The organism is Kitasatospora sp. NPDC059646 (assembly GCF_042734615.1).
Taxonomy (GTDB): domain Bacteria; phylum Actinomycetota; class Actinomycetes; order Streptomycetales; family Streptomycetaceae; genus Kitasatospora.
Genome location: NZ_JBHWDS010000027.1, coordinates 1 through 19,014 on the forward strand (window position 1 = coordinate 1; position 19,014 = coordinate 19,014).

The 19,014-nt window shown below is 75.7% G+C and carries 18 protein-coding genes; 7 read left to right on the plus strand and 11 right to left on the minus strand.

Annotated elements, in window-relative coordinates; all coding sequences use genetic code 11:
- From ACFV1L_RS20115 to ACFV1L_RS20130, 4 genes are all read left to right on the plus strand, one after another.
- On the plus strand, positions 1 to 605 hold a 605-nt coding region (locus ACFV1L_RS20115), incomplete at its 5' end, for a carboxyl transferase domain-containing protein (protein ID WP_380367598.1).
- A 55-nt stretch (positions 606 to 660) separates the two neighbouring features.
- Complete coding sequence (locus ACFV1L_RS20120) at positions 661 to 855, plus strand: acyl-CoA carboxylase subunit epsilon (protein ID WP_380367600.1); 195 nt, start codon at positions 661 to 663, stop codon at positions 853 to 855.
- A gap of 60 nt (positions 856 to 915) precedes the next feature.
- A complete protein-coding gene (locus ACFV1L_RS20125; protein ID WP_380367601.1) occupies positions 916 to 1,677 on the plus strand; it encodes a 4'-phosphopantetheinyl transferase in 762 nt (253 codons plus the stop codon).
- Positions 1,678 to 1,794: 117 nt separating this feature from the next.
- Entirely contained in the window at positions 1,795 to 2,304 is a 510-nt protein-coding gene (locus ACFV1L_RS20130; RefSeq protein WP_380367603.1) for an SRPBCC family protein, read from the plus strand.
- A 57-nt stretch (positions 2,305 to 2,361) separates the two neighbouring features.
- Here the strand turns inward: ACFV1L_RS20130 and ACFV1L_RS20135 are convergent, their stop codons facing one another.
- The 3 genes from ACFV1L_RS20135 to ACFV1L_RS20145 all read right to left on the minus strand — a co-directional run bounded on the left by ACFV1L_RS20135 (position 2,362) and on the right by ACFV1L_RS20145 (position 6,415).
- A complete protein-coding gene (locus ACFV1L_RS20135) occupies positions 2,362 to 5,052 on the minus strand; it encodes a glycosyl hydrolase (RefSeq protein WP_380367604.1) in 2,691 nt (896 codons plus the stop codon).
- Positions 5,053 to 5,249: 197 nt separating this feature from the next.
- Entirely contained in the window at positions 5,250 to 5,864 is a 615-nt protein-coding gene (locus ACFV1L_RS20140; RefSeq protein WP_380367606.1) for a hypothetical protein, read from the minus strand.
- Complete coding sequence (locus ACFV1L_RS20145; RefSeq protein ID WP_380367608.1) at positions 5,861 to 6,415, minus strand: RNA polymerase sigma factor; 555 nt, start codon at positions 6,413 to 6,415, stop codon at positions 5,861 to 5,863. Before ACFV1L_RS20145 ends, ACFV1L_RS20140 begins: the two co-directional genes overlap by 4 nt.
- Positions 6,416 to 6,817: 402 nt before the next feature.
- Between ACFV1L_RS20145 and ACFV1L_RS20150 the strand changes: the two genes are divergently transcribed.
- Positions 6,818 to 7,642 (plus strand): SAM-dependent methyltransferase, encoded by an 825-nt coding sequence (locus ACFV1L_RS20150; RefSeq protein WP_380367610.1) that lies wholly within the window; start codon positions 6,818 to 6,820, stop codon positions 7,640 to 7,642.
- Positions 7,643 to 7,737: 95 nt separating this feature from the next.
- Here the strand turns inward: ACFV1L_RS20150 and ACFV1L_RS20155 are convergent, their stop codons facing one another.
- Entirely contained in the window at positions 7,738 to 8,166 is a 429-nt protein-coding gene (locus ACFV1L_RS20155; RefSeq protein WP_380367612.1) for a DoxX family protein, read from the minus strand.
- A 217-nt stretch (positions 8,167 to 8,383) separates the two neighbouring features.
- Between ACFV1L_RS20155 and ACFV1L_RS20160 the strand changes: the two genes are divergently transcribed.
- Positions 8,384 to 9,889, plus strand: a complete 1,506-nt coding sequence (locus ACFV1L_RS20160; protein ID WP_380367614.1) for a hypothetical protein — start codon at positions 8,384 to 8,386, stop codon at positions 9,887 to 9,889.
- A gap of 29 nt (positions 9,890 to 9,918) precedes the next feature.
- Positions 9,919 to 10,260: a hypothetical protein gene (locus ACFV1L_RS20165; RefSeq protein ID WP_380367616.1), complete on the plus strand. Its 342-nt coding sequence runs from the start codon at positions 9,919 to 9,921 to the stop codon at positions 10,258 to 10,260.
- Positions 10,261 to 10,278: 18 nt separating this feature from the next.
- Here the strand turns inward: ACFV1L_RS20165 and ACFV1L_RS20170 are convergent, their stop codons facing one another.
- From ACFV1L_RS20170 to ACFV1L_RS20200, 7 genes are all read right to left on the minus strand, one after another.
- Positions 10,279 to 11,619: a protein kinase gene (locus tag ACFV1L_RS20170; protein WP_380367618.1), complete on the minus strand. Its 1,341-nt coding sequence runs from the start codon at positions 11,617 to 11,619 to the stop codon at positions 10,279 to 10,281.
- Entirely contained in the window at positions 11,616 to 12,578 is a 963-nt protein-coding gene (locus tag ACFV1L_RS20175; protein WP_380367620.1) for a protein phosphatase 2C domain-containing protein, read from the minus strand. The genes ACFV1L_RS20170 and ACFV1L_RS20175 overlap by 4 nt, the downstream gene beginning before the upstream one ends.
- Positions 12,579 to 12,583: 5 nt before the next feature.
- Positions 12,584 to 13,255, minus strand: a complete 672-nt coding sequence (locus tag ACFV1L_RS20180) for a VWA domain-containing protein (protein WP_380367727.1) — start codon at positions 13,253 to 13,255, stop codon at positions 12,584 to 12,586.
- Between the two features lie 93 nt (positions 13,256 to 13,348).
- Complete coding sequence (locus tag ACFV1L_RS20185; protein WP_380367621.1) at positions 13,349 to 13,474, minus strand: hypothetical protein; 126 nt, start codon at positions 13,472 to 13,474, stop codon at positions 13,349 to 13,351.
- 37 nt (positions 13,475 to 13,511) lie between these two features.
- Positions 13,512 to 15,101, minus strand: a complete 1,590-nt coding sequence (locus tag ACFV1L_RS20190) for a hypothetical protein (protein WP_380367623.1) — start codon at positions 15,099 to 15,101, stop codon at positions 13,512 to 13,514.
- Between the two features lie 67 nt (positions 15,102 to 15,168).
- Positions 15,169 to 17,781: a GTPase-associated protein 1-related protein gene (locus tag ACFV1L_RS20195; RefSeq protein ID WP_380367625.1), complete on the minus strand. Its 2,613-nt coding sequence runs from the start codon at positions 17,779 to 17,781 to the stop codon at positions 15,169 to 15,171.
- Entirely contained in the window at positions 17,778 to 19,013 is a 1,236-nt protein-coding gene (locus ACFV1L_RS20200) for a hypothetical protein (protein ID WP_380367626.1), read from the minus strand. The genes ACFV1L_RS20195 and ACFV1L_RS20200 overlap by 4 nt, the downstream gene beginning before the upstream one ends.
- Position 19,014: the final 1 nt, after the last annotated feature.

Below are 19,014 nucleotides of genomic sequence, written 5' to 3' on the forward strand. Positions count from 1 at the left end.
TGGACGGGCACGTGGTGGGCATCATCGCCAACCAGCCGCAGTCGCTGGCGGGGGTGCTGGACATCAACGCGTCGGAGAAGTCGGCGCGGTTCGTGCAGATGTGCGACGCGTTCAACATTCCGCTGGTGACGATGCTGGACGTGCCGGGCTTCCTGCCGGGTGTGGACCAGGAGCACGACGGGATCATCCGGCACGGGGCGAAGCTGCTGTACGCGTACTGCAACGCGACGGTGCCGCGGATCCAGCTGATCCTGCGCAAGGCGTACGGCGGCGCGTACATCGTGATGGACTCGCGGTCGATCGGGGCGGACCTGTCGTTCGCGTGGCCGACCAACGAGATCGCGGTGATGGGCGCGGAGGGCGCCGCGAACGTGATCTTCCGGCGGGACATCAACGGGGCCGACGACCCGGAGGCGATGCGCGCGCAGAAGATCAAGGAGTACAAGTCCGAACTGATGCACCCGTACTACGCGGCCGAACGCGGCCTCGTCGACGACGTCATCGACCCCGCCGAGACCCGCGCCGTCCTCGCCTCCTCGCTCGCCATGCTCCGCACCAAGCACGCCGACCTGCCCAGCCGCAAGCACGGCAACCCGCCGCAATGACCCCGCCGCTGCCCCGCCGGGAGGCGGGGAGCCGGCCGAACCCCAGGGAGCCCCGATGGACCTGCGCATCGAACACGGCAACCCCACCGAGGAGGAACTCGCCGTGGTGACCGCCGTGCTGATGGCCCGTGCGGCCGCCGCCCGGCAGGCCCCCGAGCCGCGCTTCGCGCACAGCGGAGGCCGCCTGCGGTCCCGCTGGCGCCGGCCCGAGCGGCTCGTCCAGTACCGCAGCCCCGTCAGCTGGCGCTGACGCCGCTCCACCGCCGGCCGCGCCCGGCCCGGCGTTCCCGCGAGAGCAAGGACAGAACCGGTGACGCCACGTCAACGAACCCTCCCCGAAGAGACGTTCACCCTCGGGAGCGGGCCCGCCCCGGAGTTGCCGCCGGCGCCGGCACTACTGCTGGCCTCCCTGCTGCCCCCGCACGTCGTGGCCGTCGAATCGTTCGGCGCCCGCGGCGGCGACTGGCGGGCCGGCCTGCACCCGGCCGAGATCAGGGCGATGGCACACGCGGGCGACAAGCGGCGCCGGGAGTTCGGCGAGGTGCGGGTCCGCGCCAGACAGGCGCTGGAGGCGCTCGGCGAGCCGCCGGTGGCGCTGCTGCCCGGTCCGCGCGGGGAGCCGCGCTGGCCCCGGGGAGTGGTGGGGTCGATGACGCACTGCACCGGCTACCGGGCCGCGGCGGTCGCCCGCCGGGCCGACGGCACGGCCGGGCTCGGGGTCGACGCCGAACCCCACGCGCCGCTCGCCGACGGAGTGCTGGAGATGGTCGCCGACCCGGCGGAGCGCGACCACCTCGCCGCGCTGGCCCTGCTCCGGCCGGACGTGTGCTGGGGGCGGGTGCTGTTCAGCGTGAAGGAGGCGATCTTCAAGGCCTGGTACCCGCTGGCCCGCCGCGAACTCGACTTCCTGGAGGCCCGGGTGCGCCTGTCCGTGGACCCCGGACCCGACCCCGCCGGCGGCTTCCGCGCCACCGTCACCGTGCCCGGTCCGCTGCCGACCGCCGCCGGCCGCTGGCGGATCGCCCGGGGGGTGGTCGCCTCGGCGGTCGAGGTCCGCACCCCGGGGCCGTAGCGCCCGCCCCGAATTCCCCGTCCGCCGCGGCCCGGTGACACCCTTGCAGGGCGACCGGGCCCCGGCGGCCCCCGGCGCAAGCCGCAACGATCGACACGACACAGGAACGAGGCAACAGTGCGACTCTCCGACGAACCCGGTGTGGTGGTCGAGGTGACGATCCCCGCCCCGCCGCCGCGCGTCTGGGAGCTGGTGGCGGACATCTCCACCTCTCCCCGCTTCAGCCCGGAACTCCAGCGCACCGAGTGGCTGGAGGGCGCGGACGGGCCCGCCGTCGGCGCCCACTTCGCCGGGCACAACGCCCGCCCGGACGGGCAGCGCTGGCGGACCGTCAACCGGATCACCGAGTTCACCCCGCCGCACCGCTTCGCCTGGTCGGTCCTGCCGGACACCGCCACCGCGCAGGGCGACGCCTTCGCCCGCTGGCACTACGAGCTGACCCCCGACGGCGACGGCACCCGGCTGCGCCACGGCATGCGCCTGGGCAACCTGCGCACCCCGATCCACGCCTTCGTGGAGAGCCACCCGGAGCAGGAGGAGGCCGTCCTCGACGCCCGGCTCAGCAGCCTCCGCAACGGCATCGAGGCGGTCCTCCGGGGCATCGGCGAGCAGGCCGTGCAGGCCTGACGTCCGGCCCCCGCACCCCGCCGGCGGCGCTCCGTCCCGGCGGGGTGCGGTGTCCGGTCAGTCGGCGAGCTCGTCGTGGCGGCCGTGGCCGAGGCGGCGCAGGTCGAAGGACCAGATGCCGCGGCCGAAGGTGGCGGCGTAGAGCCGGCCGTCGGGGCCGGTCCGCAGCTGCTGCACCGCCGTGGTGGGCAGGTTGCGGCCGAGGACCCGCCAGTCGGTGTCGCCGGGGGCGCGGTAGAACGCGGCGAGGTCGGTGCCGAGGGCGAGGCCGCCGTTCGGCAGGATCCTGACCGAAGTGGCGGGCACGTCGGGCAGGTTGGCCGAGATGTCGGTCCAGCTGCCGCCGCCGTCGCGGGTCTCGAAGAGGTGGCCGACGCCGGCGCCGGGGCCCTCGGTCCACGTCCGGGAGAAGCCGTTGAAGGCGACCAGGACGTGCTGCGCGTCGTTCTCGTCGACGGCGAAGGAGGAGACGTACCGGTTGGGCAGGGTGCCGTCGACGGGCAGGGCGAGCTGGTGCCAGCCGGTGCCGTCGGACCTGCCGACGGCGATGCCGCGGCTGAAGCCCTGGTTGTTGCAGGGCCCGCACCAGCCGGCGTACACCGTGCCGTCCACGGTGGCGACGGCGGTGGCGACGTGCCCGGCGCCGAGGTCGTAGGCGCTGGTCCACTCGTCGCCGCTGCGGATCGCCCAGCCGCGGTGCTGCACCCACACGTGCCGTCCGCCGGCGACCCAGGTGTCGACGTCCTTCGGGTCGGTGGTGAGCGGCGCGATGAACCGGGCGGCGGAGGTCTCGTGGTCCGGCGGGGCGACCTCGTAGGAGCTGGCCCGGCTGGGGTCGCTCTGCCAACTGCCGTCGTTGACCGCGCAGTTCTGGGTGACCCAGACGTCCAGGTAGACGTACTCCTCGGCGATGTGGCAGCCGTTGGCCGGGTCCACCAGGGTGTCGGCGCCGTCGCCGCCGAAGTTCGAGCCCATCACCCTGTCGCGGGCCCGCAGGATCGATTCGCCGTTGTCCTGCAGGCCGCCGCTGACGACGACGCCGCGGCCGGAGCGGTCCGCCGGGTCCTTGCCGACGCCGACGGAGTAGTACTGCAGGGTGTCCATGGTGCCGTCGGCCAGCGACGTCCAGTCGGTGGCGTGGCCGGAGGCGTCGGCCGCGCCGTTCACCGGGCGGCGGTAGATGCCGCCGTCGTTGCCGACGTACACGGTCGGCCGGCCCCGGTAGCTGCCGACGGCGACGGCGTGCTGGTCGGAGTGCGTGGTCTGCGAGCAGTCGCCGGTCTGCTTGGCCGGGTCGATGCTCCAGCAGGAGAAGCCGAAGTTCCAGTACGGGCCGGGGACGGTCCAGGAGGCGCCGCCGTTCTTCGTCTCCACGACCTCTTCGAGGCCGGCGTACACGTGCTCCGGGTCGGCGGGGTCGACCTGGAGGAACTGGTTGTACCAGGACTGGATGCCGGGCTGGTAGCCCTCGTCCTGGAGCGCGGAACCGGAGTCCTTCAGCTTGTCCTTGTCGGCGATCAGCGTCCACGGTCCGAACGGGGAACCGGACTTGGAGACGTAGATGCCCTTCAGGCCGCTGTCCGGGTCGGTCGCCGTGAGCAGCGGCGACTGGTCGATCGCGTAGTAGCGCGAGCCGTCGGCCGAGGCGGCGAAGGTCACGTTGCCGACGTTCGCGGCGTCGGCCGGCAGGTCGCCCAGCTCGCCGACACGCTGCCAACTGCCGTCCGCGGCCTTGCTGTAGAAGCCGTTGTAGGCGTCGCCGCCGCGCCAGCCGACCGCCAGCACCACCCGGTTCGGGTCCTGGGGGTCGATAGCGATGTCGTTGGCGATGTTCTTGTACGGCGCCGCCGGGTCGGCGGCCTTCGAACCGCCGGGCAGGTACTCGGGGTTGGGCGCGAACTCCAGCGTCCACGGCCCGGACAGGGTGGCGGTCGAGTGGCTCCACACGCCCCGGCCGGTCGCCGCCCACACCTTGCCGCCGCCGAAGCGCAGCGCGTGGATGATCGTCGACTCCAGTTCGGCGCCGCCGACCCGCATGCCGGGCTGGAACTCCCCGTGCTGCGGGTCGGCCAGCACGTACACGCCGGTGCCGACGTACGAGGTCGCGCCGGTGTTCGACTCACCGGTGGCGTACCAGAGCCGCCCGGACGCGTCGAGGTCCAGGGTGCCGGTGGACAGCGACGGCAGCCGGTCCGAGATGGACTGCCACTGGCCGCCGCCGGTGCGGGAGCGGAACACGCCGCCGTTGGCGCCGCCCGCGTACACGTAGCCGTCGCGGTCGGCGGCGATGCCGGTGATCCGGCCCGTCACGTAGCCCGAACCGCCGCTGGAGTTGGAATTGACGTCGCGGTAGCGCGGATCGTCCGAGTTGTACGGCCGGTCGGTGACGTGGTCCCAGTCGCCGCCGGTGTGCGGCATCGATCGGAGCTGCGCCCAGGCCGCGCCGTACGCGCCCGGGGCGACCACGCCGGGGGCGGTGCGGGCCTCGGTGTACTGGGCGGTGCCCTCGGCGGAGTTCTCCGCCTCGTCGCCGTCGTCCTCGCCGGGCGCGTCGGCGTTGGCGCCGAACGTCCGGCCGCCGGCGTCCTTGATCTTGGCGGCGTGCTTCGCGCCGATGTCGGCCAGGTGCCGGGCCTGGTGCGGGCGCGGCGGGTCGACCGGTGCGGCGAGGGCCTGAGTGGTGGCCAGCCCGAGCGCGGTCAGGGTGACGGCGGGAAGCAGGAGCCGTCGGCGTTGCCTGTTGGGCACGGTGGTGGGTCCTCCCCATACAGCGCCGGCGGCGCGGTCGCGCGTTCCGGCGGAGACAGAGCGAAAGCCTCGCCGCTCCGCCGCCGCGGAGGAAGGAGGACGCGCATAAAGACTAGTTAAAAGCCTTCCAGTGGCTGACGGGCCGTCACCGCCCGGCGCCGGCGCCAGGACCCGGGACTCGACTGTGCGTCCGGCCGTCAGCGGGGCGGCTCCTCGGCGGCGCTGCGCAGGCGGTGGACGACGTCCGGACTCCAGTGCGGGATCTCGGGCCAGTCGCCGTCGTCGTCCTCCACCGGAAGGGACTTGAGGACGGCGGCGAGCCGCGGGGGCAGCCGGGGGACCATCCCCTGCTTGCACAGGGCGAGGAACTCGGCGCGGACGGCGCGCGACACCAGCGGCCGGTCCGGCGAGGCCAGCCGCCAGTCGGGCTGCGGGAGTTCGGCCAGCGACTCGGCCTGCAGGCGCCAGAACCGGGCGTCCCGGGGCTCGCCCCGGGACTGGTGCCAGAACCACAGGCAGGAGGCGGCCAGGTGGCTGCCGCCGCCCGCCGCGAACTCCCACCAGAAGCGCGCCCCCTCCTGGTAGTCGGCCAGGTGCAGCAGGACGCCCAGCACCAGGGCGCCGTCCGGCCGTTCCACCTCGCTGTCCACCAGTCGGGCCAGCGAGGCCGCCGACGCCGGGTTCGCCAGGACCAGCGAGCACAGCAGGGCCAGTTCGTGCCGGGCCTGACGGTGCGCCAGCCGCAGCGGAGCGGGCGCCGGGCCGAGGGCGTGCTCCGGCGCCGCCTTCGCCGTCGGGGACGAACCGTTCACGCGTTCCTCCGGCCGAGCTTCTCGCCGAGGCGGGTTCTGGCGTGGCGCGCCTGGGAGCGCACGGTGGCCACCGTCGAGTCCAGGTAGTCGGCCACCGTCTCCTCGGGCAGGTCCAGTGCGAAGCGGAGCATCACCACGTCCTGCTGGCGTTCGGGCAGCGACCGGATCGCCTCGTCGACGCCGTGCAGGTCCGGCGCGGACTCGAGGGTCAGGCGCATCCGGTCGATCACGGCGCCGATGGCCGCCCGCCACGGCTCCGGGGGTCCGTGCTCGCCGTCGGCGGCGGCCGCCGCCGGGTCCGCCTGCGCGATCCGGTCCTTGAGCACCCGCCACGCGGAGGCCGCCGGGACCGGCTCCCGCAGCAGCAACTGCCAGTCCCCCCAGAGCTGGTCGCGGACCGTGTCGACCACCGCGCGGGCCTGCTCGTCGGACAGCCGGGAAGCCCGCGCCGTCGCGAGCCACGCGCGTTCGTGCGTCTCGCAGAACGCGTCGAAGGTCAGCTGGTCACGCCGCTGCGGTGCCATCAACCCGTACTCGGGGTCCACCGTCATCCCTCCCGGCGGGAGTGGGGACCTCCCGCGCCGATCGGACCGCGACCGGCGTCCCCGTCACGTCACACGCCGATGCCCTGACGAGGGGCCGCTGTCCCCTCGCATCACCATTTCAGCGTATGAGGGCGGCCCGTGGTGGAAACGGAAATCTGCGAACATTCGGCGCGCAGAAGTGTCGGCCGGTCGGACAGTCGGGGTGGCAGGTACGACCGGCTCCGGTCGACGGGCCCCGCCGGGGTCCGGTCCCGGCGGGCGAGGGCCGGCCCTGCGGACGGCCGCAGGCCCTCGTGGTTGGCCGGTCGTTTCCGGGGCATGATCCGATCGGTTCCGGGCAAGGGGGCGCCGCATCCGCGCCCGAGGTGTGCCGGAGCCGAAGGACGTCCAGCGACCAGGGGGGACGCGATGGCTGACGACACCGCTCACCAGACGCCGCAGATCGGCATCAACCTCAACATCCACCAGGCCCATTCGGCCCGCATGTACGACTACTACCTGGGCGGCGTGACCAACTTCCCCGCCGACCGCGAGGCCGCCGGCCGGGCGCTCGACGCCTTCCCCAACGCCCGGCTCGCCGCGCACGCCAACCGCGCCTTCATGCGCCGCGCCACCCGGACCATCGCCGAACTCGGCGTCGACCAGTTCCTGGACATCGGCACCGGCATCCCCACCTCTCCCAACCTGCACGAGGTCGCCCAGGGCGTCCACGCCGGGGCCCGGGTGGTCTACGCCGACAACGACCCGATCGTGCTCACCCACGCCGAGGCGCTGCTGCAGGGCACCGCCCAGGGCCGCACCGCGTACGTCCAGGGCGACGTCCGCGACGCCGGGACCATCCTGGACGCCGCCGCCGAGACGCTCGACCTCGACCGGCCGGTGGCGCTCAGCATGGTCGCGCTGCTGCACTTCGTCGCCGACCGTCCCGGCGAGAGCGCCCTCGACGTGGTCGAGGCGTTCACCTCGCGGCTCGTGCCCGGCAGTTACCTGGTCATCACGCACTTCACCGCCGACTTCGACCCCGAGGCCACCGCCCGGATGGAGAACGTCTACCGCAGCTCCGGCACCGACCTGCAGGCGCGCAGCCGGGCGGAGGTCACCTCGCTGTTCGGCGACTGGCGGCTGCTCGACCCCGGTGTCGTCGCCAGTCCGCGCTGGCGTCCGGAGGCCGGCGCCGCGGCCGTCACCGACGCGCAGGCGGGCTGCTACGGCGGAGTCGCCCGACTCGGCTGACCGGCACCGGCAGGCGGGCCCGCGCCCGAGGAGGGCGCGCACAGCCGAAAGCACCCGTGCGCCGGGAGCCCCCGCGATTGACGGACCGTCACCGGTCAGCGGCCGGAGCGGAGGAACGCGGCCGTCCCGGCGCGCCGGTGCCGGGCGACGACGGCCAGCGGCACCATGAACAGGAACGGCGTCCCCGCGTTCTCGCCGTGCAGGGCGGTGAGCTGGGTGACGAACGCGCACAGCAGGAACACGATCAGCGCCGTCGCGGCCGGCCCGGCCAGCCGGCGCAGCAGCAGGCCGACGGCTCCGGCCAGTTCCACCAGCCCGGTGGCGTACATGAACCAGTCGCCCGCGCCGATGGCGTCGAAGACGGCGGCGGCGGCGGGCAGCGCGAGCAGCTTCGGCAGCGCACTGGCCAGGCCGAAGAACAGGGCGAGCAGGATCCGCAGCGCCAGGACCGTACGGGCGACGGCCCTGCCGGGCGCGACGGGGGCGGAGGCGGAAGCGGCGGCTGCGGTGGTGGTGCTGGACATGTCCGGTCTCCCCGGTGGTCGGTGGTCGCTCCCACCGGTTCGACGACCGCGGCGGCGAGGACTCATCGGTCCCCGGGGACGGAGTTCGGGGCGGCCCCCGCCCGCCGGGCCCGGGCCGGGTGCGGAATCCGCCGAAGCGCTGCCGGTCCGGGCACGCCGGGCATACACTCGCCCCCACGCGCGGCGTCGCGCGGCGCGTCTCACCGGGGGAGGGTGGATGCCGATCGGGCCGCTGCCCGCGCTGCCCAAGTACCGTACGGATCTGGTCAGTCGGCGGATGTGCCGGACGGCCCAGCTGGATCCGCGGTTCGCGCGCGAGGTGCTCGCCGAGTACGCGGAGGACGGGATCCGGGCGGCCGGACTGCCGGTCGGGGTGAACGTCGTCGCGGTGGTCCGGCACGCCCGGCAGGCCGAGGCGCGGGTGCTGCGCCGGGACCGGGTGCTGGCGGGGCTGCTGGCGCTCCTGCCGGCCCTGCTGCTGCTGGCGGCCCGGAGCCTGACGACCGGTCATGGTGCGCTGGCGGCGGCGGCCGCCGCCGGGCTGCCGGCGGTCGTGCTCGCCGCGCTGGTGGTGGTGTACCGGGAGCTGTGGACGTCCTGGCGGATCGCCCGGGAGCTCGGCGAGGGCGCGGGCGCCGCGGCCGGGCAGGCGCCGCCCGTGGAACCCGAACTGGAACGGCAGTTGGAGCTGCTCAAGCGCGCCAACCTGGTGGTCTACCACGAGGACGTGGCGGGCGTGAACCCGTTCGTCGGCAGCGGCTGGCGGATCTACGAGCAGGTCTGGGCGCCGATCAACATTGCCCGGCCGGCCAGGGACTCGGCGGGCAACCCGCTCACCCCGGTGCCGTTCAACGCCGCCGACATCCACGACCAGGTCGCCCGCTGGATCATCAAGGACAGCGGCCTGGACGGCATCTCGGTGCGCAACCGGCTGTACGCCCGCGGCACCTTCCTGGCCAACCTGCCCTGGGCGCTGCCCGACCCGACCGGGCGGCCGCTGACGGTGGTCGACAGCCAGTGGGTGAAGGCCGGCGCCGCCAACCCCACCACCGGCCTGGAGACCTACCTGTGCCTGCGGATGATCGGCGACGGCGGCCGGGTGGTGGTCTCCATGCACCTGCGCGCCCAGCTCACCCGCACCTCGCTGACCTGGAACGTCAACGCGTACGTCCTGCCGCCGCTCGGCCCCCGGTTCGACCTGCCGGACCGTCAGCTGGCCGGCCCCGTCCGGCTTCGGGCGCGGGCCCTCGCGGACGCCGCGCGCGCCACCCCGGGCCTGCTGTTCGGCTCGGTGGGCGCCCTGCTCGGACGGGCCGCGGACGCCGCCGGCAAGGCCCGGCGGCTGGAGCGCACCCGCCGGGAGATCCGCAAGAACTACGGCACCATCGACTACGGCACCACCAACAGCCTGCGCGAGCGGGCCTCGTTCTGGCCGTACATGGAGTTCGCCGAACGCCGGGACTCCTCCACCTACTTCAAGCTGATGGTGCAGGCCGTGCTCGACGCCACCGAGCAGTTCCTGGCGGCGCACCGCATCGACACCGCCGACCTGACCGCCCAACAGCAGCAGCAGATCTTCCAGACCCAGACCACCATCTTCAACGGTGCGATCCAGAACGCCGTGATCGGCGGCGTCGGCAACGTGCAGAACAACTACGTCGCCCCGCCCGGCGGCGGCAGCAGCGCCGGCGGGCCCAACCCCGCTGCCGCACCCAGTCCTTGACCGAACCCACGACCCCAGGGAGTGCCCCCGTGTCCGGTGGCGACCAGTTCACCTTCAACGCCCCGATCACCCAGTCGGTGATCGGCGGCACCGGCAACGTCCAGCACAACTGCGCCGGCCCGGCCGCCGACCAGACCCCCGCCGTGCGCGAACTCGCCGCCCAGCTCGCCCGGTTGGTGCAGCAGGAGGCGCCCGAGCTGGCGCCCACCGCCGACGCGGTGCACGGCGAGCTGGCCCGCGCCGAGGACGAGGGCCGGGACGCCGAGCCGGGCCGGCTGCGCGGCTGGCTGGAGCTGATCGTCCGGGGCGTCACCGCCGGCGGCGCGGCGGCCACCGCGGCCGAGGGCCTGCTGCGCGCCCTCGGCCTGTGACGGGCCGCCGACCGGCCGTCAGTCGGTGTGCACCTCGGCCTCGACGCCGTCGCCGAGGTCGAGGCGCAGCCCGTCCAGCAGCGGCACCGTCCGCTGCGGCGGCACCTGCAGCATCCGGCCGTCGGTGCGGCGGCCGGTCCACTCCCGGGCAGTCTCGTTGGTGAGGCCGAACTGCCCGGGCCGGTTCGGGTTCTCGCCGATCCGGGCGATCACCGCACCGTCGGTGAAGTCGTGCCGGGGCGGCTCCGCGACCAGGTGGTGCCGGAACAGCCGGGCGGTGCGGCCCAGCCGCACGGTGCGGGTCACCCGCGGACCGGCCGTGGTCACCACCAGCCGGGCCGGCAGCACCAGTGGGGCGCCGCAGCTCCAGCAGGCCCGGGCCCGCGTGCTGGTCGGCTCGGTCATGTTGGCCCGCCCGCAGGACGCGCAGTCGACCACCGTGTCCAGCACCTGGCCGAGCGCGTCCCGCCACTGCGACTCGCGGACCCGGCGGCCCGGCTCGTGCAGCCCCTCGGTGAAGCTCTGCTCGAACAGCCGGCGCAGCACCGGCGGCGTCACCGACCAGTTCGCCCGCACCCCGGGCTGCTCGTCCTCGTCGGGCCGGTTGGAGGCGTCCGCCGGGTCGAAGACGAACACCGGCCGCTCCCCGTACAGCCGCCGCTCGGCGGCCTCGTCCAGGCAGCGGACGGCCAGCGCCAGCCGCCCCTCCAGCGGATGGTGGTTCATCAGCACCATGAACAGCAGCACCGCCAGCGCGTGCAGGTCGGTCTGGGTGGACGGCCGCGCCCCCGGGTCGCGGCGGATCAGCTCCGGGGCCATGAACTTCATCGTGCCGCTGATCCCGGCCGCCGCCGTCTCCGGGACGGCGTTGTCGTTGTCGCAGATCAGGATCGAGCCGTCGGCCGGGTCGATGAACACGTTGCCCCAGGAGATGTCCCGGTAGGCGACGCCCTGCGAGTGCAGCGCCTTGTAGCCCTCCACCATGTGCACCGACGCCCGCAGCAAGGACCGGACCGTGAACGGCACCTGACGGCGGAACAGCTGCGGCAGGCTCCTGAACCGGTCCGGCCGCAGCCCCATCAGGTAGCCGAACGCGCCGCCCGGCGCGTCCTCCACCAGCTGCTCCGGCCACAGGAACCGCGGATCGTCGAAGTCCCGGGAGACCAGGTCCTCGACGATCCGGCGCTGCTGCTCGGTGCCGGACGCCGGGAAGTACCACTTCAGCGCGTGCTCGCCGCGGCCCGTGCGGGCCCGGTACACCTCCCCCTGGCCGCCCGCGCCGAGCAGTTCGACCACCGTGACGGCGTCGCCGTCCTCGGTGCGCAGGACGGTTCCGGGATCGAGCATCCCGTTGCTCATGACGATTCCTCCGGGGTGGCGTTCGGGTCCGGGCGGTGCACGCCGTCCGGCGCGTCGGGGTTCTGCCGGCCGGCCGGCCGGTGCGGGTCGTCGTACCAGGCGAGCGCCACCGAGGTGTCGTCGCCCGAGAACGAGGCCGCCCGCTCCAGCCAGCCGCCGAGCTGCCCGACGACCGCCGCGTGGCCGTCGTCCAGCAGCCGCCGGTACAGGCCGGCGGCGAAGGCCTCGAAGCCCGACGGCTCCGCGAAACTCTTCGACAGGCCGTCGGTGGACAGCAGCAGCAGGCCCGGCGGCTCGGCCGCGCCGACGATCGGCGACCAGTGCGTCCGGACCAGCCGGGCGGCGTCCTTGCTGCACAACGAGTCGGTCTCGTCGCCGAGTTCGGGCGCGGCCGGGGCGAGCGGCAGCAGCACCGCGCCGCTCGAACGGTCCACCAGCGCCAGGTCGCCGTCGCCCAGCTGCCAGGCCACCAGCAGGCCCGGCAGCAGCGCCGCGCCGAGCAGCGTCGTGCCGTACGGCACCAGCTGGGAGCGGTCCCGCAGCGGGCCCGGCGGCGGCTCCGGGAAGCCCTCCAGCGGCTCCGCGCGCAGGTGCGCGGCGCACCGGTCCTCCCACTCCCGGACCAGGTTCCACGGCAGCCGCTGCTGCGCCTCGGCACGCAGCGCCGGCAGCGGCACCCGCCCGGACAGCGCGGCCGCCGCGAACCGGCGGGCCAGCCGCAGGAACACCGCGACCGCGAACTCCGCGCCCAGGTGGCTGCGGCCGTGCGCGGCCGAGCCGTGGCCGTCGGCCACCGCGAGCAGCACGCCCGCCAGGTCACCGTCCGGGCCCGGCAGCTCCTCGGCGGCGGTCCGGTCCTGGCAGCGGGCCTTGTGCGGGCCCCGGACCTGCCGGTCCGTCAGCCGCCAGCCGTCGCCCGGGCCGCCCCCGGCGCCGTCCGACGGGTCGTCAGGTTCCACCGGGCTCACCAGACCTCGTCGTCATCGTCGTCCGCGGCCACCGGCGGCGGCGCGTACGGGCCGTACCCGCCCTCCGCCGAGTCGGCCTGGGCGAGCGGCGTCGAGGCGGCCTTCAGCGCCACCGTGGACGCCCAGCGGATCGCCGCCGCCAGTCGCTTCGGGGAGTCCGCGTCCAGCGGTTCGAGCTCCGGGTTGCCGAGGAACTCCTTCAGCTGCGCTCGGTCGGCGTCCTTGCCGATGGCGATCGCCACCCGCACCGCCCGCCGCCCCCACGGGGTGGCGTCCACCGCGCGCAGCCCCGCCCGCCAGTCGTCGGTCGGCTGCCCGTCCGAGACCAGCGCCAGCACCGGCTTCAAGGCGCGCACCGGCATCGGCGGCACCTCCAGCTCGCGGGCCACCAGCTTCAGCGCCTCGCCGAGGTTGGTCGCGCCGTCGGTCTGCACCGGCTGCCAGCGGAAGTCGTTGATCGGCGTCGGGGTGGGCTGGAGCCAGCGCGCCGTGGACGAGAAGGTCAGCACCCGGACCAGCAGGTCGGCGGACGGGTTGTCGTCCGCGACCGACCGCATCTCCGGCAGCGCCTCCTGGATGGCGTAGTTCAGACTGGCGATCTTCCCTTCCAGCTCCATCGAGTACGAGCAGTCCAGAATCCAGAAGAAGTGGACCGGGCGGGTGGCCATCGGCCCGCCGGGCATGTCACTCATGGTGTCTCGCTCCCTGGTGTAGGTCCGGGCCGGCGCGGACGCGGCGCCCGGAACGAATGGACCGGCCGCTCAGCGCAGTCCGGTGCCGAGCAGCCACAGCGCGCCGATCGCGCCGAGACCCGCCGCGGTGGCGGCGACGGCGAACAGCGCCGCCACCACCCGGCGCTGCCGTACGACGTGTGCGGGCAGTCTCACCGCAGCACCCCGATGACGTGGGTGGGTTGGCGGGCCGTCATGCCTTTCCTCCGATCGTCCGGGGTCGGTCGCCCAGGCGCAGGCCGCGCCGGGCCAGCAGCCACAGCAGCGGCTCGGCGGCCAGCCGGGACTCCTCCGGCCCCGCGCCCGGCGCGGTCGCCGCCCGGGCGCTCACCGCCCAGGCCCGGTGGCCGCCGAACTCGTTGGCGAGCAGCTGCACCAGGTGGGCCAGGCCGATCCGGCCCAGCCACTCCCGGACGTCGCCGCGCGGCGCGACGGGCAGCGCCGACAGGCCGTCCAGCACGTCCCGCTTGGTCACCACCACGGCCACCGGCGTGCGCCGCCGCCGCGGCCGCGGCCCGAACTCGCCGACCAGCCGCCCCGCCGTGTCGCCCGGCCCCTCGCGGGCCGGGCGGGCCGCACCGGCGAGCGCCGCGTCGGCGGGCGTCAGCGACCGGCGGACCTCCGGCTCCGCGAGCACGTCGCACACCAGCACCAGCGCGTCCGCGTGTGCCAGGTAGCGCTGGTCGCGCAGCGACGCCTCGTTGCGGACGGTCTCGCCCATCGGGTCGTACAGGTACACCAGGCGGCGCCTGCGCCCCCGGGACACCACCAGCAGGAAGGCCTGCGGCAGCGGGTCCGCGGTGGAGTTCACCCAGGCCCCGCCGTCCAGTTGGCGCTCCGCGTGCTCGTACCGGTCGCGGTCCTCGGCCGTCCCGAACCCGACCGAGACGCCCGGTGCCGCGAGCGCCTGCAGCCCTCGGACGGCCGCCATCAGGAACATCGTCTTGCCCGCCGAGTCCGCGCCCAGCAGCGGCAGGTGCACCAGCGGCGCGCGCCCCAGCACGCCCGGCAACTGCCGGTCGCAGTGCGGACAGTACGCCTCCAGTTCGGGCCGGCCGCCGAACAGGCCCAGCGGCACCCGGGAGCCGCACTGGCACACCCGGCGCAGCACCCCGTACCGGCCTGGCCGCAGCGCCCGGTGGGTGCGCGGGCAGTTCGGACACCGGTACACCGGCAGCGGAACGGCCTCCCAGCAGCCCGGGTACGGGCACCGGGGCCGGATCCCCCGGAGCCTCGGCAGGATCCGGCCCAGACCGTTCAGCACCCCGGCGAGCGCCCCCGCGCCGAGGCAGGCCGCGCCCAGCAGCAGGGCGAACAGCACGGCCAGCACCAGCACGACGGCCGCCGCGAGCAGCGCGCCGAGGACCGCCCCCAGGGCGACGCCCGCGCCCACCAGGCGGGCCAGCTTGCGGCCCAGGCCGTTGCGGACCGGGCCGCCCTTGGCGCTGCGGCCCAGCATCATCCGCCAGGCCCGCTCCGCGAGCCAGTCCTCGGTGAGCCGCTCCCAGGCCTCCGCGACCCCGGCGAGCAGCGCGTGCCCGGCGTCCACCCACACCTGCCGCCACCAGTACGACCGGTGCGCGGGCTCGCCCGCCCCGCCCGGCAACGGCACCCGAGCGTCGTCCCGCCCGGCCTGCCAGGGGCCGAGCGCCCGTCCCGCCGTCAGCGCCGCGACGCCGTAGAACTCCGGGCCGGTCCGCAGCACCGTCAGCGCGGCCGTCACCGAGACGAACCCGCCGAGTGCGATTCCGGCCCACTGCACCACCTGGCCGACCTGGATCACGGCTGTCTCCTGTCGGGGCGAAGGGACGTCGGGGCGACGGCGGGGCGCGGGCCGGCCCCGGGCCGGGTCACCGCTTCCCCCGGTCGTCCTGATCGGGCGTCAGCTCGTTCGCGCCGCGGCGGGGCGGGCCCGGGCGGGCGCGGCCGAAGAGGCGGCCGACCAGTCCGGGGCCGCGCCCCCGGTGCCAGTCCGCCCAGAGGGTGGACCAGGCGAGGTCGCCGGGGGGCCGGAACGGGGTGGCGGCGACCAGGGAGCCGATCCGGTCGCGGGCGTCGGCGGGGAGGGCCCGCAGGGTGGGCCGGAGGACCTGGTCGAGGAGGTCGGTGCGGGTGCGCTCCCAGCCGGGGGTGATGTCGGGGAAGGAGGACCAGGCGACGAAGCAGGCCGCGGGGTAGCGCGAGTCGTTGGCGAGGTCGCGGCGCAGGACCGGGCCGGCCGCCCGCGTCCGGTAGGCGGCCAGGGCCGCCGGGTCTCCGCTGCGGGCGAGGGTCCCGACCTCGTCGAGCAGCAGCACCTCGGCGACGCCGGGGGCGCGTCCGCGGGCCAGGCCGCTGTGGCCGCCGAGCAGCAGGTAGGCGAGGGCGCCGGTCAGCCGGGTGGCGACGGCGGCCTCCAACGGGGCGGCGCGCAGGGCGAGTTCGAGGGCGAGCCGGGTGAAGCCGCGGTCCACCCGGCCGGCCCGGAGCTCGCCGGCCAGGTGCAGGGCCTCCAGGGCGGCGCGTTCGCGGGGCGGCAGGCCGCGGTCGGCGAAGCCGGCCAGGAGTTCCCCGGCGAGGGAGGCGGCGTGCGGGTCGTCCGCGGCGGCGCCCAGCGCGGCGCGGGCCAGGCCGGTGCCGAGGCCGGAGCGGGGCAGCAGGTCGGGCGGGAACCGGGGGTGCCGGCACACGCGCAGCACCTCGCGGGCGTCGAGGACGGTCGGCGGGGAGTCCGGCCAGCCGAGCCGGAACACGGTGCGCAGCAGCAGCGGATCGCCCTCCGGGCGGTCCCCGCCGGCACCGGCGGACGGCGCGGTGCCGTCGCTCAGCGCGTCGTTCAGCAGCGCGGTGAGCAGCCGGGTGCCGGACAGCCCGGCGTGGTCCCGGCCGGCCCGCCGGACCGCCGCCAGGTGCGGACGGTCCGTCAGCTCCGCGCGGTCGAACCGGAGGCGGGAGCCGACGACGGCGGCCAACGGCGCCGGGTCGTCCTCCCGGGCCAGGTCGTTCAGCCGGTCCAGGACGGCGGCGCGCAGCTCCGCGCCGCCGGGCGCGTCGAGCAGCCGCCGGGTCCGGTCGGCCCGCTGCGGGTCGGCGCCGGTCAGGGTGGCGGTGAGGCGCTCGGCGAGCGACCCGGCGGGCGCCTGCGGGTCGACGCCCAGCCGGCCGGCCAGTTCCACAAGGCCGAGCAGGCGGGCCGGGTCGGTCGCCGGGTCGCCGATCCGGGCCCGCAGCGCGGGCGCCAGGGAGTCGGCCAGCTCGCGCCGGGCCTCCGGGTCGGCGGGCAGCGCGGGCGCGGCGAGTTCGTCGGACGGGTCGAGGACGGCGGCCCGGAGCGCGGTCGCGGTCAGGGCGGCGACGGCCCGGGCGCCGAGGCCGGCGGTGTGCAGCGCACCGGCGAGGCGGCGCAGCCCGTCCGGTCCGACGGCGTCCGCGGCGAGCAGACCGGCGGTCAGGCCGTCCCAGAACTCGTCCTGCCGGCCCGGGGAACCGGCGAACGCCGGGTCGGTCGGCCGGGCGCACGCCCACTCGGCGGCCGCCCGGGCCGCCGCCGCGCCGACCGGGACGCCCGCGGCGAGCGCCAGCGCGGCCAGCCGGCCGGTGGCGAACCCGCCCTCGGGGCCGGCCGCCCGGGCGAACAGCTCGACCCGGCCGGCCAGCCAGACGGCCGCGGCCAGCTCCGCCCACGGGTCGCCGGCGACCGGGCTGGACGGCCCGCCGAGGCCGTGCCGGACCCGGTAGTGGTGCTGCAACTCGACCGGACCGAACGAGAATTCGGCGTCCGGCCGGATCCCGACGATGGACTGCCCGCAGCGGTACGGGCGGCGGGTGTACGTGGTGAAGGTCAGCTCGGCGGCGTGCCGGGCGGGCAGCGCCCCGGTGGCCAGCGCCACCCAGTGGGCCACCGCCCGCGGGTCGCGCTCCACCAGGACGAGTTGCGGGCCGGGCGGGTCCGCGAACAGCGCGCGGACGTCCGCCAGGAACGGCGCCAGCTGCTCCGCGCGCTCCGCGGCGAACCGGCACAGCACCTCCCGGCCGAAGGTGAACCCCTGCTTCAGGAAGGGAAGGTCGGGAGGCGCCTGGCCGACCGGGGCGTCCTGCCGCCAGGACGGCGACTCCCACACCTCGATCGGCCGCAGCTGCTCCGCGGGCCGCTCGGGGTGGGGGAGGAACTCGCCGGGCGCCAGGTGCACCGCGTGCGCGTGGAAGTTGCCGTAGCGGCCGGTGTAGTCCACGCCGGTGTACACCGTGCGGCTGACCAGGGAGCTGCCGTCGGGCAGCCGGGTGTGCGCGAACGCCACCGGGAACTCGGCGAGCTCGGCCTCGGCGGGGCGCAGCGGCGCGTCCCGCGGCGGCTCGTAGCCGAGCACCGGCTCGGCCAGCCGGAGCACCTCGGGGCCGACGCCGTCGCTGACCGAGGTGAACCGGAAGCCGGAGCCGTCCGGTCCGGGCGGCGCGGACGTGTAGTGGAGCTGACGGAGCGTCATTGTGCCTCCTGTGCTCCGGATTTCGGCCGCCGGACCTTCAGCACGCCGTGCCGGCCCAGCAGCCACAGCAGCGGGTCGGCGACCCGCAGCGGCTGCGGGCCCTGTCTCGGCGCGTCGGCCGGTGCGTCGTCCGGCGGCGGCGCGCCCAGCGCGGAGAGCGCGAACAGCGAGAACGTCCGGAAGTCGGCGGAGAGTTGGGCGTGCAGCGCGCCGCCGTCCCACTGCGCGAGCAGGGCCCGGACCTCGTCGTGCACGGCGATCCGGTCCGCCTCGTCGAGCTCGCCGCCGTCGTGCCGGGCGGCGCGGGCGATCGGCGAGCCGGGGTGCAGCTGCCCGAGCAGCTCGTCGCTCTTGGTGAGGGCGACCGCGAGCGGGGTGGACACCAGGCCGTGCCGGTCGCGCCGGCGGTGGCCGCGCAGCTGGGCGGCCAGGTCGGCGGCGATCTGGTCCGGCGGGGCCTCCAGGTCCGGCAGGCGTCGGCCGAGGTCCGCCAAGGACTCGCGGACGGAGCGCAGTTGGAGCGGGTCGACCATCAGGATGATGCCGTCGGCGGCGGCCAGGTAGGCGGTGTAGCGGTCCATCGCCTCGGCGCTGGCGAGGTTCTCGCCGGCCGCGTCGAAGAACACCAGCGTGGTGGCCCGGCTGCCCCGGCGGGCCAGGCCGTCGCGCTCCAGGCTGAGCCGGAAGATCAGCGGATCGTTGAAGCTCATCGCGGCGCTCTGGGTCGGGGCGGGCAGCCGCAGGCCGTCGTAGAGGTCGTCCTCCAGCTCCTTGAACCGGCTCTGGGTGGCCGCGCCCATCGGCGTCAGGGTGGCCCGGAACGGGCGGCCCGCCGCGCCGCGCAGCTCGTGCAGCAGCACGGTCATCGCGGTGCTCTTGCCGGCCGTCTTCGGGCCGACCAGGGCGATGATCCGGGTCGGCTGGTCGCCGTAGTCGTTCGGCAGGTCGCTGTGGCAGGTCCGGCAGACCCGGACGGGCGTCGCCACCCCGCAGTTCGGGCACTCCTCGCGCAGCCGCGGCGGCCGGCCGATCCGGTGGGCCGGCGCGAACAGCGGCCCGCGCATCGCCGTGTGCCGGCTGCCGCCGTGGTTGGCGAACGCCGCCCACACCTCGTCGTACTCGGCGCCGCACGGCGCGGCGCCGCGGACCCGGGAGCCCTGTGCCAGGCAGCGGAACAGCAGCCGGGACGACCGGTCCCGGGTGAAGCAGTACGGGCAGACCACGTCCGTCATC

Bases quoted from the DNA above. Each gene is read 5' to 3' on its own strand.
- ACFV1L_RS20120 (WP_380367600.1), top strand. From the start codon at position 661: ATGGACCTGCGCATCGAACACGGCAACCCCACCGAGGAGGAACTCGCC.
- ACFV1L_RS20145 (WP_380367608.1), bottom strand. From the start codon at position 6,415: ATGACGGTGGACCCCGAGTACGGGTTGATGGCACCGCAGCGGCGTGAC.
- ACFV1L_RS20150 (WP_380367610.1), top strand. From the start codon at position 6,818: ATGGCTGACGACACCGCTCACCAGACGCCGCAGATCGGCATCAACCTC.
- ACFV1L_RS20155 (WP_380367612.1), bottom strand. From the start codon at position 8,166: ATGTCCAGCACCACCACCGCAGCCGCCGCTTCCGCCTCCGCCCCCGTC.
- ACFV1L_RS20160 (WP_380367614.1), top strand. From the start codon at position 8,384: ATGCCGATCGGGCCGCTGCCCGCGCTGCCCAAGTACCGTACGGATCTG.
- ACFV1L_RS20170 (WP_380367618.1), bottom strand. From the start codon at position 11,619: ATGAGCAACGGGATGCTCGATCCCGGAACCGTCCTGCGCACCGAGGAC.
- ACFV1L_RS20180 (WP_380367727.1), bottom strand. From the start codon at position 13,255: ATGGCCACCCGCCCGGTCCACTTCTTCTGGATTCTGGACTGCTCGTAC.
- ACFV1L_RS20195 (WP_380367625.1), bottom strand. From the start codon at position 17,781: ATGACGCTCCGTCAGCTCCACTACACGTCCGCGCCGCCCGGACCGGAC.
- ACFV1L_RS20200 (WP_380367626.1), bottom strand. From the start codon at position 19,013: ATGACGGACGTGGTCTGCCCGTACTGCTTCACCCGGGACCGGTCGTCC.